The sequence below is a fragment of the Rhizobacter sp. Root1221 genome, from assembly GCF_001425785.1.
GTDB lineage: Bacteria > Pseudomonadota > Gammaproteobacteria > Burkholderiales > Burkholderiaceae_C > Rhizobacter.
Map to the genome: position 1 here is coordinate 248506 of NZ_LMDI01000001.1, position 14154 is coordinate 262659.

Genomic DNA, 14154 nt, shown 5'->3' on the forward strand with positions numbered 1-14154 from the left:
AAACCGGGCCCGGCCTGCGACGCTGGTTTGAAAGAACCCGCTGGTTTGAAAGAAACCGCCCCCGTTCCAGCTTGCCGGCAGCCCCGGCCGAGAATTTGTACGAACGCCCATGAACACACAGGATGCAAAGCGCGTCCTTGAAACCGCGCTCATCTGCGCGCAGCAGCCCCTGCCGTTGAGGGACATGCGCACGCTGTTCGCCGACGAGCTCGGTGCCGATACCCTTCGGTCCCTGCTCGATGAACTCACGCGCGACTGGGAAGACCGAGGTGTGGAACTCGTCGCGTTGTCCACCGGCTGGCGGTTCCAGAGCCGCCCGGAGATGCGCGATTACCTGGACCGGCTGAACCCCGAGAAGCCGCCCAAGTACTCCCGCGCGGTCATGGAGACGCTGGCCATCATGGCCTACCGCCAGCCCGTGACCCGGGGTGACATCGAAGATATTCGCGGCGTGACGGTCAGTTCGCAGATCATCAAGCAGCTCGAGGACCGCGGCTGGATCGAGGCCATCGGCTACCGGGAGGCCCCCGGCCGACCGGCGCTGTATGCCACCACGCGCCAGTTCCTGGACGACCTGGGCCTGGCGAGCCTCGAACAACTGCCGGCGCTCGAAAGCACGTCGTTCGGTGCAGCTGCCGCGCTGGCCGAAGCGGCGGCGGCCGCAGACCAGGCTGACCAGGTTTCGCTGCTGGAGCCTGACCAGGCGGCATTGGGCCTCGAGGCCATGGTGGCGGGCCAGCCCGCCGAGATGGCCCCGGAACCGCAGGCCGAAAACATCCACACCGAACCGCAGTCCGTCGACGCTGCGGCCGAACCGGCTGCCGAAGCAGTCCCCGCCGACACCCCCGTCCCCGCGGACACGCCGCCGGACACCCCCGAACCCGACGACCGGCGCGACGCCCCGGCGCCCGATTTCCCCGAGCCTGCGGCCAATGCCGCCCCGATGGATCCCGAAGCATGAAACAACCCGAAGACACCACGGCAAACGCGCCGGAAGCCCACGCCGAAGCGCCGGCCGCCGATGCGAAGCCCGTGCGCAAGCGCCGCACCACGAAGGCCGCCGCGGCCGCGGCCGAGGGTGATGCACCCGCGGTGACGGTGGCGGCCGAGCCGGCGCCTGAGGCCGTCGCGGCCCCGGACGCACCGGCAGACGCCGAGGCCAAGCCGGTGCGCAAGCGCCGCGCGCCCGCCAAGGCGGCCAAGGCCGAAGAGGCCCCGGAGGCCGAAGCGGCTGCGCCCGCCGAGGCGCCTGTCGTGCGTGAGCCGGCGCCCGTCGTGGCCGAGCCGGTTCCTGCCGCTGCGGAAGTGTCCGGTGACGGTGGCGAGTCGGCCGAGGGTGACGGTGACGGCGAATCCGGTCGTGCCGAGGGCGAAGGCCGTCCGTCGCGCAACCGCCGCCGCAACCGCAAGGACCGCGCACGGGGTGAGGGCCGCGAAGGCGACGAGCCGCGTGCCGAGGTGGCCGCCCTGGTGGCGCCCGCCGCGGCGGAGGCCGGTGAGCTGTTCGCCCAGGTGTTGTCGGGTGACTTCGACGTCGAGGGGTCCGCCGACGAGACCGTGCTCGAAGAGGGCGCCGGCGACGACGAGGCGACCGCTGACGAGGAGGGCGAGGGCGAGGGCGAATCCGAAGCGCCAGGCGCGCCGAAGCGCGTGCTTCAGCCGGACGCCGATGCGCCCAAGCTGCACAAGGTGCTGGCCCAGGCTGGCATCGGTTCGCGCCGCGACATGGAGGAGCTGATCCTGGATGGCCAGATCACCGTGAACGGCGAACCGGCCCACATCGGTCAACGCATCTCGTTCGGTGACCGCATCCAGGTCAAGGGCAAGCCGGTGCGCGTGCGCATCGTGCCGCCGCCGCCGCGCATCATCGCGTACCACAAGCCGGTGGGTGAGGTCGTCACGCACGATGACCCCGAACACCGTCCCACCGTGTTCCGCCGCCTGCCGCGCCTGCAACAGGGCAAGTGGCAGTCGGTGGGGCGCCTCGACCTGAACACCGAAGGCCTGCTGCTGTTCACGAACTCCGGCGAACTGGCCAACCAGTTGATGCACCCGCGCTTCGGCGTGGAGCGCGAGTACGCCGTGCGCGTGCTCGGCACGCTCGAGCCGCATGCCAAGGCCAAGCTGCTCGAAGGTGTGCCGGTCGAAGGGCAGACGGCCAGCTTCAAGTCCATCGAGGATGGTGGCGGCGAGGGTGCGAACCACTGGTACCGCGTGGTCATCACCGAAGGCCGCAACCGCGAAGTGCGCAAGCTGTTCGACACCGTGGGCCTCACGGTCAGCCGCCTGATCCGCATCCGCTATGGCACCGTGGTGCTGCCACGTGGCCTGAAGCGTGGCGTGTGGGTCGACCTGAGCGACAACGACGTCAAGACCATCCGCCGGCTGGCCGGTGGCGGTGACAACCAGCAGCCGCGCCGCGAAGGCCGTGGCAACGACCAGCAGCAGCCGCAGCAGCGTGGCAATGACCGAGGGGGCAACGCTCCGCAGAATCGCAACGACCGCCAAGGCGGGCAGGGCGGTGGGCAAGGTGGCCGAAATGGCCCGCAGAATCGCAACGACCGGAATGACCGCAACGATCGAGGCCCGCGTGGCAACAACCGCGGCAATGGCCCGCAGCAGAACGTGGCGCCGGCACAGGCCCAGGCCCGCGAGCGCGCCGAACCCGACTTCGATCGCGACCGCGACGACGACGACCTCGACTTCGACCCGAGCAAGATCCCGAACCCGCTTGAACAGACGTTCGACAAGCGGTTCGTGAACAAGCCGCGCGGCCAGGTCGGCGGCGCCGGCTTCGGCCGGGGCGGTGGTGGTTTTGGCGCCGGTGGCAGTGCGCCGCCGCGCTCGCCGCAGCCCAAGAAGGGTGCTCCCCGCGAACCCGATCCGCTCCAGACCTCGATGGGCTACCTGGGTGCCGATGCGTACCACGGCCGCAAGGGCGGTGGTGGGCGTGGTGGCAACCGCGGCGGCGGCGGTGGTGGGGGGGGCGGCTACGGCGGCGGTGGTGGTGGCGGGGGCGGCGGAGGCAACCGCGGTGGTGGTGGTGGCGGCGGTGGTCGCCGCGGCGGCCGCTGACCCGGTGCATCGAGGCCCTTTCGGGGGCCTCTTTTGAAAATCGTTGCGGGTTCCTTCATCAGGGAACCCAGCTTCAAGCGTTAGAATCCAAGGCTTTGCCAAGTGCTTGATTCAGGAGAAAAAATCATGGCGATCGAACGTACCCTTTCCATCATCAAACCCGACGCCGTTGCGAAGAACGTGGTCGGTCAGATCCTGTCGCGCTTCGAAGGCGCTGGCCTGAAGATCGTCGCGGCCCGCATGGCCCACCTGTCGCGCAACGAAGCCGAAGCCTTCTACGCTGTGCACAAGGCACGTCCGTTCTTCAAGGACCTGGTCGACTTCATGATCTCCGGCCCCGTGGTGATCTCCGCCCTCGAAGGCGAAGGCGCCATCCTGAAGAACCGCGACCTGATGGGCGCCACCGACCCGAAGAAGGCCGAGAAGGGCACCATCCGCGCCGACTTCGCCGACAGCATCGACGCCAACGCCGTGCACGGTTCGGATGCCCCGGAAACGGCCGCTGCCGAAATCGCCTTCTTCTTCCCGGGCGCCAACGTCTACAGCCGCTGATGCGGTTGACCTCGCGCCGGGCTCCGGCGTTGCTGATGTCTTGCGCGAGGACCCCATGATCATGACCCCGGCCAACCTCCTCGATTACGACCTCGACGGCTTGGCCGCGTATTGCGAAAAGCTCGGGGAAAAGCGCTTCCGCGCCACCCAGCTTTTCCGCTGGATCCACCAGAAGGGCGCGGCCGACTTTGCCGCCATGTCCGACCTCGCCAAATCGCTGCGCGACAAGCTCGCGGGCGTGGCCCAGGTCAAGCCCCTCGACATCTTGAGTGAACAGGCCTCCACCGACGGCACCATCAAGTGGCTGTTCGACGTGGGCGGCGGCAACGCGGTGGAAACCGTGTTCATCCCCGAGACCGACCGCGGCACCCTGTGCGTGTCGTCCCAGGCCGGCTGTGCCGTGGGCTGCCGCTTCTGCTCCACCGGTCACCAGGGGTTCAGCCGCAACCTCACCACCGGCGAGATCATCGCCCAGCTGTGGTTCGCCGAACACCACCTGCGCCAGCGCCTGAAGCTCGCCCCCGGCGAGCGCGCCATCGACAACGTGGTGATGATGGGCATGGGCGAGCCGCTCCAGAACTACTCGGCACTCGTGCCGGCGCTGCGCACCATGCTCGACGACCACGGCTACGGCCTGTCGCGCCGCCGCGTCACGGTGTCCACCTCGGGTGTCGTGCCCATGATCGACCGGTTGCGCGACGATTGCCCCGTGGCCCTCGCGGTGTCGTTGCACGCACCCACCGACGCGCTGCGCGACGACCTGGTGCCGCTCAACCGCAAGTACCCCATCGCCGAACTGCTCGAGGCCTGCGAGCGTTACCTCGACGCCGCGCCGCGCGACTTCATCACGTTCGAGTACTGCATGCTCGACGGCGTCAATGACCTGCCCGAACACGCCCGCGCGCTCGTGAAGATCAGCCAGCAGGTGTCCTGCAAGTTCAACCTGATCCCGTTCAACCCGTTCCCCGAATCCGGTCTCACCCGTTCGCCGCGCGAGCGGGTGACGGCGTTCGCCCAGGTACTGCTCGACGCTGGCGTGGTCACCACCGTGCGCAAGACGCGCGGCGACGACATCGATGCTGCGTGCGGGCAGCTCGCCGGCGAGGTGCAGGATCGTACCAATGCCAGCAAGCGCATGACCCGTGCGCCGATCCGCGTGCACCGCTCGCCGAGCGATGCCGATCCCGCCCCGTTCGTTCCCCCCAAGGAAAATCGCCCATGACGTGTGAGCGCCCGAGGTCCTTCTCTCTCGCAGCCTGCTGGGTGTTCCTGGCGGCCCTTGCCGCCGGATGCGTGCAGGTGCCTCCCGCTCCGGGCACCCCGCCGCCGCTCGGTGAACCGTCCAAGGACCGCGCCACGGCGTCCGACGAAACGAGCACCTCGCGCCGCGCTCGCGTGCGCATGGAACTCGCCACCGCGTACTTCTCCCGCGGCCAGTTGCCCACGGCCCTCGACGAGGTCAAGCAGGTGCTGGTGATCGACCCGAACTTCGCCGAGGCCTACAACCTGCGTGGCCTGATCTACGCCCGCATGAACGACAACGACCTGGCGGAAGAAAGTTTCCGCCGGGCCCTCGCCATCAACCCGCGCGATGGCGATGCGATGCACAACTACGGCTGGCACCTGTGCCAGCGCGGCCGATTCCCAGAAGCGGCCACGCAGTTCGGCCAGGCGCTCGCCTTGCCGCAGTACCTCGGCTCGTTGCGCACCATGCTCGCCCAGGGCGTGTGCGAGGCCCGTTCGGGCAATCTGGCCGAGGCCGAGGCCACGCTGAAGCGTACCTACGACTTCGACCCGAGCAACCCGGTGGTTGCCGTGAACCTGGCCGAAGTGCTGCTTCGCCGGGGCGACTTCGAGCGTGCCCGCTTCTACATCCGCCGCGTGAACCAGACCGACGACACCTCCAACGCGCAGACCCTGTGGCTCGCTGCGCGCATCGAGCGCAAGCTCGGCAACGACCAGGGCGTCAACGAGTTCGGCCTGCGCTTGCGCAACCGTTTCCCCAAGTCCCGCGAATCGCTGGCTTTCGACAGGGGCGCCTTCGATGAGTGAGCCGCTGTCCCAACCGGACATCTCGCCGGAACCGGCCCCGGGCACAGCGCCCGCCACGGCCGGCGGCCTGCTGCGCCAGGCGCGCCAGGCCCGCGGCCTGCATATCGCGGCACTCGCCACGTCCATCAAGGTCACGCCTCGCAAGCTCGAACTGCTGGAGGCCGACCGGTTCGACGAACTGCCCGGCGCCACGTTCACCCGGGCGCTGGCCCAGACGGTGTGCCGCACGCTGAAGATCGACCCGGCGCCGGTGCTCGCGCTGCTGCCGGCGTCGGTCGACAAGGGCCTCGAGCGCATGAGCCGCGGCCTCAATGAGCCGTTCCGTGACCGTCCCGGCCGCCAGCTCCCCGCCGATTTTTCGTTCCTGAAGAACCCGGTGCGCCTGGGCGCGATCGCGCTCGTCGTGCTCGCGGTGGTGGTGTACGTGCTGCCGGGCAGCTGGATCGGCGAGCGGCTGCGGTTTGCGCCGTCGGCGTCAGCCCCTGCCGCCAGCGAACCGGCGTCCACTACCGTCACCGAAACCGTGGGCGATGCCACCGTGCCCGTGGTCAGCCCCGACGCGAGCGCCTCCGCCGCCGTCGTGACGGTGCATTCCGCGCCGGCCGAAGCGGGCGCCGAACCCGCCGCGTCCGCGCCGTCGGGCGCGGCCACGGCACCGGTGGCCGGCGCGCTGCAGCTGCGCACCACCTCGGAATCTTGGGTGGAAGTGATCGACCGTCGCGGCGTGGTGCTGTTCTCGCGCATGCTCCAACCCGGAGAAACCGTCGGCCTCGACGGGACTTCACCGCTCCGGCTCAAAATCGGCAACGCCAGCGCCACGCGGGTCACGTACAAGGGCGAAGGGGTTGATCTCGCCCCGGTCACCTCGCGTGACAACGTGGCCAAACTGGAACTCAAGTAAGCCGGCCTCGCGCCCCTTCACGGCAGCACGCACCATGTCAGACGCAGCATCCGCCCTCGACGATTTCATCGAACCCGCCCGCCCGGCCCAGCGCGCCTCGCGCCAGGCCACTGTGCGCTGGGGCTCCCGCATCGTCACGCTCGGGGGTGGTGCCCCGGTCCGCGTGCAGTCCATGACCAACACCGACACGGTCGATGCCATCGAGACCGCCATCCAGGTCAAGGAGCTGGCTGTGGCCGGCTCGGAGATGGTGCGCATCACGGTCAACACGCCCGAGGCCGCCGCCGCCGTGCCGCACATCCGCGAGCAGCTCGACCGCATGGGCGTCGACGTGCCGCTCGTGGGCGATTTCCACTACAACGGCCACCGGCTGCTCACCGACTTCCCGGCCTGTGCCGAAGCGCTGTCGAAGTACCGCATCAACCCGGGCAACGTGGGCAAGGGCGACAAGGGCGACCGCCAGTTCGCGCAGATGATCGAGATCGCGGCCAGGCACGACAAGGCCGTGCGCATCGGCGTGAACTGGGGCAGCCTCGACCAGGAACTGCTCGCGCGCATGATGGACGAGAACGGCCGGCGTGCCGAGCCGTTCGAGCCGCAGCAGATCATGTACCGCGCCATCGTCACGTCGGCCATCGAGTCGGCCCGGCGTGCGGTCGAGCTCGGCTTGAACCCCGACAACATCATCCTGTCGTGCAAGATGTCGGCAGTGCAGGACCTGGTCACCGTGTACCGCGCGCTGGCGCGCCGCTGCGACCATGCGCTGCACCTCGGGCTCACCGAGGCCGGCATGGGCACCAAGGGCACCGTGGCGTCGGCCACGGCCCTCGCGCTGCTGCTCCAGGATGGCATCGGCGACACCATCCGCGTGTCGCTCACGCCCCAGCCGGGCGAGGCCCGCACGCAGGAGGTGGTCGTGGCGCTGGAGATCCTCCAGTCGCTCGGCCTGCGCTCGTTCAACCCGAGTGTCACGGCCTGCCCCGGATGCGGCCGCACCACCAGCACCACGTTCCAGGAGATGGCCAAGTCCATCGACGACTACCTGCGCGCGCAGATGCCTGTGTGGCGCGCGCGTTACCCCGGCGTCGAGAAGATGAAGGTCGCCGTGATGGGCTGCATCGTCAACGGGCCGGGCGAAAGCAAACACGCCGACATCGGCATCAGCCTGCCCGGCAACGGCGAGGCCCCGGCCGCGCCGGTGTTCATCGACGGCGAGAAGGCCCTGACGCTGCGCGGCGAGCGCATCGCCGAGGAGTTCCAGGCCCTCGTCGAAAACTACATCGAAAAACGCTACGGAACGGCGACCCGATCCGAGGGTCAACCGGCCTGACCTGCTGGCAGGCCGGTCTTGCACCGGCTGCCCGCCCAACACCTGCAGCGGCCCTCGCGGCTCGACGCATAATCTCGCCTTCGTCTGAAAGCTCCCACCATGGCCACGCAACTCGACCTCGAAGAACAAGAACAGCTCGACCAGCTCAAATCATTCTGGAAGAAGTACGGCAACCTCATCACCTGGGTGCTGATCGCGGTGCTGGGCGCGTTTGCCGCCTACCAGCTCTGGGAGAACCGCCAGCGTGAGCAAGCCGGCAAGGCCGGCCTGCTGTACGACGAACTGGACCGTGCCGCCAACGCCGGTGACGTCGAGAAAACCAGCCGTGTCTTCAGCGACCTGAAGGAGCACTTCCCGGCCACGGGTTTCGCCCAGCAGGGCGCGCTGCTGGCCGCGAAGGTGCAGGTGGAGAAGGCCCAGCCCGACGCGGCCGTCGCCACGCTGACCTGGGCCGCCGAACACGCCACCGAGGCCGAGTACAAGACCATCGCCCGCCTGCGCCTGGCCGGCGTGCTGCTCGACCAGAAGAAGCCCGATGAGGCGCTGAAGCAGCTCGCCAGCGCCGACGCCCCGTCGTTCGTGGCCCTGGTGGCCGATCGCCGTGGCGACATCCTCGCCGCTCAAGGCAAGACCGAGGAAGCCAAGGCTGCGTACCAGCAGGCCTGGAAGGGCATGGACTCCCGCCTCGAGTACCGCCGCCTCGTCGAGGCCAAGCTGACCGCCCTGGGTGCGGCGCCGGAAGCCCCTGCGAAGGCGGCCACATGATGGCGGCTGTTTCCCGCACGGGCCGCCAGGCGGGCGCATGGAGCCTGGCCGGTCTGGTGGCCATGGCGCTGGCTGGCTGCTGGGGTGGCCCCACGAAACCCGATCCCACGCCGCTCGCGCCGCTCGAGGCCAAGCTGGTGGTGGCCCAGGCCTGGAACCAGAGCATCGGTTCGGTGAGCTTCCCGCTGGCCGTGGCCGTGAACGATGGCACCTACACGGTGGCCAGTGATGACGGCACCGTCCTCGCGCTGAACGCCGCCAATGGCGCGCAGGTGTGGCGCGCCGACGTGGACGCCAAGCTGTCCGCCGGTGTTGGCAGCGACGGCCGCATCGCGGCCGTGGTCACGCGCGACAACGAGCTTGTCGTGCTCGACAAGGGCGTGGTCACCTGGCGCAAGACCCTGCCGTCGCGTGTGGTGACGTCGCCGCTCGTGGCCGGCGAGCGTGTCTTTGTCGTGTCGGTGGACCGCACCGTGAACGCGTTCGATGCCTTCGACGGCCGCAAGCTGTGGACGTACCAGAAGCCGGGCGACGCGCTGACGCTGTCGCAAGCCAGTGTGCTGCAGCCGTTCCGGGACACCTTGCTCGTGGGGCAGGGCGGCAAGCTCGCCGGGCTCGATCCGCTGAACGGACAGGTCCGCTGGGAGTCCACCGTGGCGTCGCCGCGGGGCACGAACGAAGTGGAGCGCCTTGCCGACCTCGTTGGGCCGGGCGCACGCTTCGGCGAACAGGTCTGCGTGCGCGCGTTCCAGGTGGCCGTGGGTTGCGTGAACGCTGAACGTGGCACCTCGATGTGGAGCCGCAATGCCTCCGGCAGCGATGGCGTGGCCGGCGACGACCGCATGGTGGTGGGCGCCGACAACATCGACCGCATCACTGCCTGGCGCACCGTCGACGGTTCCGTCGCGTGGTCAGGTGACAGCCTGCTGTACCGTGGGCTGTCGTCCCCGGTGATGGCGGGCCTGTCCGTTGTCTTCGGCGACAGCGAAGGGTACGTGCACTGGTTCGGCCGCGACAGCGGCACGGCCGTGGCACGCCAGGCCACCGATGGCAGCGCCATCGTCGTGGCCCCCACACGGGCGGGCAATGTCACGCTCGTGGTGACCAGCGGCGGCGGTTTGTACGCTTTCCGGTCCGAATGAACCGGAGCCTGATCTGATGAAACCCGTCATTGCCGTGGTCGGTCGACCCAACGTCGGCAAGTCCACGCTGTTCAACCGGATGACCAAGAGCCGCGACGCCATCGTCGCGGACTTTTCCGGCCTCACCCGCGATCGCCACTATGGCGACGGCCGCCTGGGGGACCGCGAATTCATCGTGGTCGACACCGGCGGTTTCGAGCCAGACAGCTCCACCGGCATCGTCAAGGAAATGGCCAAGCAGACGCGCCAGGCCGTGGCCGAGGCCGATGCGGTGGTGTTTGTCGTCGATGTGCGCAGTGGGCTGTCCGCCCAGGACCACGACATCTCGCGCTACCTGCGCTCGGTGAACAAGCGGGTGTTCCTGGCCGTGAACAAGGCCGAGGGCATGGCCGAATCGCCGCTGCTCGGTGAGTTCTACGAGCTCGGCATGGGCGAGCCGCACCCCATCTCCGCGGCGCACGGGCAGGGCATCCGAAGCCTGCTGGACGTGGTGCTGGCCGACTTCTTCTTCGACGAAGACGAGGATGAGGGCGAGGAACCCGCCCCGCAAGAAGACAAGCCCATCCGCCTGGCCGTGGCCGGCCGCCCGAACGTGGGCAAGTCCACGCTGATCAACACCTGGCTCGGTGAAGAACGGCTGGTGGCCTTCGACATGCCGGGCACCACGCGCGACGCCATCACGGTGCCGTTCGAGCGCAACGGCCAGAAATTCGAGCTGATCGACACCGCCGGGCTGCGCCGCAAGGGCAAGGTGTTCGAGGCCATCGAGAAGTTCTCGGTGGTCAAGACGCTGCAGGCCATTGCCGACGCCAACGTGGTGCTGCTGTTGCTCGACGCCACGCAGGGTGTGTCGGAGCAGGACGCCCACATCGCCGGGTACATCCTGGAAAGCGGCCGCGCCGTGGTGCTGGCCGTCAACAAGTGGGATGCCATCGACGACTACCAGCGCGAAGTGCTCGAGCGCTCCATCGCCCAGCGGCTGGCGTTCCTGAAGTTCGCCCCGGTGCTGCGCATCTCAGCCATTCGCCGCCAGGGCCTGGGTCCCGTGTGGCAATCCATCGCCGACGCCCATGCCTCGGCGTTCCGCAAGATGACCACCCCGGTGCTCACCCGCCTGCTGCACGAGGCGGTGGAGGCCCAGACGCCCAAGCGGGCCGGCGCGTTCCGTCCGAAGCTGCGTTACGCGCACCAGGGGGGCATGAACCCGCCGGTGATCGTGATCCACGGCAACTCGCTGGAACACGTCACGGCGGTGTACAAGCGGTACCTGGAAGGGCGCTTCCGCGAACACTTCAAGCTCAGCGGTACCCCGTTGCGCATCGAAATGAAGTCGTCGCAGAACCCGTTCACCGACAAAGACTGAGGTCCATTGCGCAAACCGGGTTGGTGCAGCGCATCACTGTGTTAACGTGCAGTCTCCTCCCTCTCTCATCGCTCGTTCTCTCAAACACGGAGCATATCGTGAGCAACAAAGGCCAACTCCTCCAAGACCCGTTCCTGAACCTTCTCCGCAAGGAACACGTACCGGTCTCGATCTACCTCGTCAATGGCATCAAGTTGCAGGGCCACATCGAATCCTTCGACCAGTACGTCGTTCTCCTGCGCAACACCGTGACCCAGATGGTCTACAAGCACGCCATCTCCACGGTCGTGCCGGGCCGTGCGGTCAACTTCAGCACGGCGGACGCCCCTGAACAGGCCTGACGCCCAGGCCGCCTCCGCCGGGAACCATCGCACCTTGACTGCTGCGGCTGACCTTCCTCGGGCAATCCTGGTCGGGGTCGACTTCGGCGGCGATTCGCCGTTCGACGCCAGCCTCGACGAGTTGGCCCTGCTGGCCGAATCGGCCGGCGACCTGCCCGTGGCGCGCATCACCGCCCGCCGCAAGGCACCCGACCCCGCGTTTTTCGTGGGCTCGGGCAAGGCCGATGAAATCAAGGCCCTCGTCGAGGGGCACCGCGCCGAAGCGGTGCTGTTCGACCAGGCGCTGTCGCCTGCCCAGCAGCGCAATCTGGAACGGCACCTCGGCGTGGCCGTGGCCGACCGCACCATGCTGATCCTCGAGATCTTCGCGGCGCGGGCGCAGAGCCACGAGGGCAAGCTGCAGGTCGAGCTGGCCCGGCTCCAGTACCTGTCCACCCGCCTCGTGCGCCGCTGGAGCCACCTGGAGCGCCAGCGCGGCGGCATCGGCAACCGTGGTGGCCCGGGTGAAGCCCAGATCGAACTCGACCGCCGCATGATCGGCGAGCGCATCAAGTCGGTCAAGGAGCGGCTGGTCCGCGTCAAGAAGCAGCGTGGCACGCAGCGGCGCGCGCGCGAGCGCAGCGGCACGTTCCGCATCTCGCTCGTCGGGTACACCAACGCGGGCAAGTCCACCCTGTTCAATGTGTTGGTGAAGGCCCGCGCGTACGCGGCCGACCAGCTCTTCGCCACGCTCGACACCACCACGCGCCAGCTCTACATCGAAGAGGCGGCACGGTCGGTCTCGCTGTCCGACACCGTGGGTTTCATCCGCGACCTGCCGCACAAGCTCGTCGACGCGTTCGAGGCCACGTTGCAGGAAGCGGCCGACGCCGACCTGCTGCTGCACGTGATCGATGCGTCGAGCCCGGTGATCGGCGAACAGATCGCCGAGGTCGAGCGTGTGTTGCGCGACATCGGTGCGGGTGACATCCCGCAGGTGCTCGTCTACAACAAGCTCGACAACCTCGATCCGTCCCGCCAGCCCCACGAGCTCACCGACGTCCTCGAGCTCGAGGGGGGTGTGCGCGTGCCGCGTGTGTTCGTCAGCGCGCTGCAGGGGCGGGGCATGGCGGAACTGCGCGGGCTGCTTGCTTCAGCGGCGGCGGGAACCTTGCCGGCCCACTTGAACTCGATGCATACGTCCTCCATCTGGGACCCTGCGGCGCAAGCGGCGGAACAAGCGGCGGTGCAAACTGCACCGTCTTCGGCGCCTTCGGATGAGCTCATCGAGCCGTCCGGGGAACATCACCCATCACAACCACAATGACCATGAGCCGATCTTCCTCATCGCCTGACCGCCTCACGGCCCGGGCCACCGGTGTGGCAACGGCGCTGAAGGCGCTGATTGCCGGCCTGGCGACCCAAGCACGCTGGCGCCTGAGCGGGCGCGCCGAGCCGATCCTGAACAACGGCAACCGCGGCGACGGCCCGCCCGACATGGAAGAAATGTGGCGCGACTTCAACCGTCGCCTGAGCGGCCTCTTTGGCGGCAAGGGCGGCGGCCCGCGGCCCACGGGCCCGGGCAACGGCGGCAACAACTTCCAGCCCGACATGCGCAACGCGGGGGTCGGCATCGGCCTGATCGCCGGTGTCGTGGTGCTGATCTGGGCCGGCAGCGGCTTCTTCATCGTGCAGGAAGGCCAGCAGGCCGTCGTCACGTCATTCGGCAAGTACGACCACACGGCCAACGCCGGCTTCACGTGGCGTTTCCCGTACCCGTTCCAGGCGCACGAGATCGTCGCGTTCACGCAGGTGCGCACCGTCGAGATCGGCCGCAACAGCGTGGCTCAAAGCACGGGGCTGCGCGAATCGTCGATGCTCACGCAGGATGAAAACATCATCGACATCCGCTTCACGGTGCAATACCGGCTGAAGGATGCCCGCGCGTTCCTCTACGAGAACCGCGATCCGGAACCGGCTGTCGTGCAGGCCGCCGAGTCGGCCGTGCGCGAGATCGTGGGCCGCAGCCTGATGAACGACGTGCTCTACGAGAAGCGCGACGCCATCGCCACCGACCTGATGAAGTCCCTGCAGGCCCAGCTCGACCGCCTCAACACCGGCATCCTGATCGTCAACGTCAACGTGGGCAGCGTGCAGCCGCCGGAACAGGTGCAAGGCGCATTCGAAGACGTCACCAAGGCCAACGCCGACCGTGAACGTTCCAAGAACGATGCCGAGGCGTACGCCAACAACGTGATCCCGGGCGCCAAGGGCAATGCCGCGCGCCTGAAGGAGCAGGCCGAAGGCTACCGGTCGCGCGTGATCGCGGAGGCCGAGGGTGAGGTCGAACGTTTCAACCAGGTGCTGACCGAGTACCAGAAGGCGCCGGCCGTCACGCGTGACCGCCTGTACGTGGACGCCATGCGTTCCGTGTACTCGAACGTCACCAAGGTGATGATCGACACCAAGAGCAACTCGAACCTGCTGTACCTCCCGCTGGACAAGCTGATTGCCCAGACGGCCGCCGTCCCGGCAGCCGCTGGTGCCGCACCGGCCGCGCCGGTGCCTGATCCGGCACCGAGCGTGCTCGGCAACAACATCGACAGCCGCTCGCGTGACAACCAGCGCAGCCGTGACCGGGAAAGCCGCTGAGC

Annotated in this window: 13 protein-coding genes; all 13 read left to right on the forward strand. The window is 68.4% G+C overall.

The features are described 5' to 3' along the window. Positions 1-109: 109 nt before the first annotated feature. Entirely contained in the window at positions 110-961 is an 852-nt protein-coding gene (gene scpB / locus ASC87_RS00975) for an SMC-Scp complex subunit ScpB (RefSeq protein WP_056655196.1), read from the forward strand. Beyond that, positions 958-3075, forward strand: coding sequence for a pseudouridine synthase (locus ASC87_RS00980; protein WP_082568279.1), 2118 nt, complete (start codon positions 958-960; stop codon positions 3073-3075). Before scpB ends, ASC87_RS00980 begins: the two co-directional genes overlap by 4 nt. A gap of 126 nt (positions 3076-3201) precedes the next feature. Next, positions 3202-3627 carry a nucleoside-diphosphate kinase gene (ndk, locus tag ASC87_RS00985; protein WP_056655199.1) on the forward strand — a complete coding sequence of 142 codons (426 nt, stop codon included), beginning with the start codon at positions 3202-3204 and terminating at the stop codon, positions 3625-3627. Between the two features lie 61 nt (positions 3628-3688). After that, positions 3689-4849 (forward strand): 23S rRNA (adenine(2503)-C(2))-methyltransferase RlmN, encoded by a 1161-nt coding sequence (rlmN, locus tag ASC87_RS00990; RefSeq protein WP_056655854.1) that lies wholly within the window; start codon positions 3689-3691, stop codon positions 4847-4849. After that, positions 4846-5679, forward strand: a complete 834-nt coding sequence (gene pilW, locus ASC87_RS00995) for a type IV pilus biogenesis/stability protein PilW (RefSeq protein WP_056655202.1) — start codon at positions 4846-4848, stop codon at positions 5677-5679. The genes rlmN and pilW overlap by 4 nt, the downstream gene beginning before the upstream one ends. Further along, positions 5672-6580 carry a helix-turn-helix domain-containing protein gene (locus tag ASC87_RS01000; RefSeq protein ID WP_056655205.1) on the forward strand — a complete coding sequence of 303 codons (909 nt, stop codon included), beginning with the start codon at positions 5672-5674 and terminating at the stop codon, positions 6578-6580. The genes pilW and ASC87_RS01000 overlap by 8 nt, the downstream gene beginning before the upstream one ends. 34 nt (positions 6581-6614) lie before the next feature. Then, entirely contained in the window at positions 6615-7910 is a 1296-nt protein-coding gene (gene ispG, locus ASC87_RS01005) for a flavodoxin-dependent (E)-4-hydroxy-3-methylbut-2-enyl-diphosphate synthase (RefSeq protein ID WP_056655209.1), read from the forward strand. Positions 7911-8009: 99 nt separating this feature from the next. Then, positions 8010-8675: a tetratricopeptide repeat protein gene (locus ASC87_RS01010; protein WP_056655212.1), complete on the forward strand. Its 666-nt coding sequence runs from the start codon at positions 8010-8012 to the stop codon at positions 8673-8675. After that, positions 8675-9817: an outer membrane protein assembly factor BamB gene (bamB, locus tag ASC87_RS01015; RefSeq protein WP_056655215.1), complete on the forward strand. Its 1143-nt coding sequence runs from the start codon at positions 8675-8677 to the stop codon at positions 9815-9817. Before ASC87_RS01010 ends, bamB begins: the two co-directional genes overlap by 1 nt. A 16-nt stretch (positions 9818-9833) precedes the next feature. Next, the gene (gene der / locus ASC87_RS01020; RefSeq protein WP_056655218.1) at positions 9834-11180 is read left to right on the forward strand and encodes a ribosome biogenesis GTPase Der; all 1347 of its coding nucleotides are present in this window, start codon (positions 9834-9836) and stop codon (positions 11178-11180) included. Positions 11181-11278: 98 nt separating this feature from the next. Further along, positions 11279-11521, forward strand: a complete 243-nt coding sequence (hfq, locus tag ASC87_RS01025) for an RNA chaperone Hfq (RefSeq protein ID WP_056655222.1) — start codon at positions 11279-11281, stop codon at positions 11519-11521. Positions 11522-11555: 34 nt separating this feature from the next. Continuing rightward, positions 11556-12827, forward strand: coding sequence for a GTPase HflX (gene hflX, locus ASC87_RS01030; protein WP_235581997.1), 1272 nt, complete (start codon positions 11556-11558; stop codon positions 12825-12827). Between the two features lie 2 nt (positions 12828-12829). After that, a complete protein-coding gene (hflK, locus tag ASC87_RS01035; protein ID WP_082568280.1) occupies positions 12830-14152 on the forward strand; it encodes an FtsH protease activity modulator HflK in 1323 nt (440 codons plus the stop codon). Positions 14153-14154 lie beyond the last annotated feature (2 nt).

Coding starts and splice junctions, on each gene's coding strand:
- scpB (WP_056655196.1), top strand. CDS start 110: ATGAACACACAGGATGCAAAGCGCGTCCTTGAAACCGCGCTCATCTGC.
- ASC87_RS00980 (WP_082568279.1), top strand. CDS start 958: ATGAAACAACCCGAAGACACCACGGCAAACGCGCCGGAAGCCCACGCC.
- ndk (WP_056655199.1), top strand. CDS start 3,202: ATGGCGATCGAACGTACCCTTTCCATCATCAAACCCGACGCCGTTGCG.
- rlmN (WP_056655854.1), top strand. CDS start 3,689: ATGACCCCGGCCAACCTCCTCGATTACGACCTCGACGGCTTGGCCGCG.
- pilW (WP_056655202.1), top strand. CDS start 4,846: ATGACGTGTGAGCGCCCGAGGTCCTTCTCTCTCGCAGCCTGCTGGGTG.
- ASC87_RS01000 (WP_056655205.1), top strand. CDS start 5,672: ATGAGTGAGCCGCTGTCCCAACCGGACATCTCGCCGGAACCGGCCCCG.
- ispG (WP_056655209.1), top strand. CDS start 6,615: ATGTCAGACGCAGCATCCGCCCTCGACGATTTCATCGAACCCGCCCGC.
- ASC87_RS01010 (WP_056655212.1), top strand. CDS start 8,010: ATGGCCACGCAACTCGACCTCGAAGAACAAGAACAGCTCGACCAGCTC.
- bamB (WP_056655215.1), top strand. CDS start 8,675: ATGGCGGCTGTTTCCCGCACGGGCCGCCAGGCGGGCGCATGGAGCCTG.
- der (WP_056655218.1), top strand. CDS start 9,834: ATGAAACCCGTCATTGCCGTGGTCGGTCGACCCAACGTCGGCAAGTCC.
- hflK (WP_082568280.1), top strand. CDS start 12,830: ATGAGCCGATCTTCCTCATCGCCTGACCGCCTCACGGCCCGGGCCACC.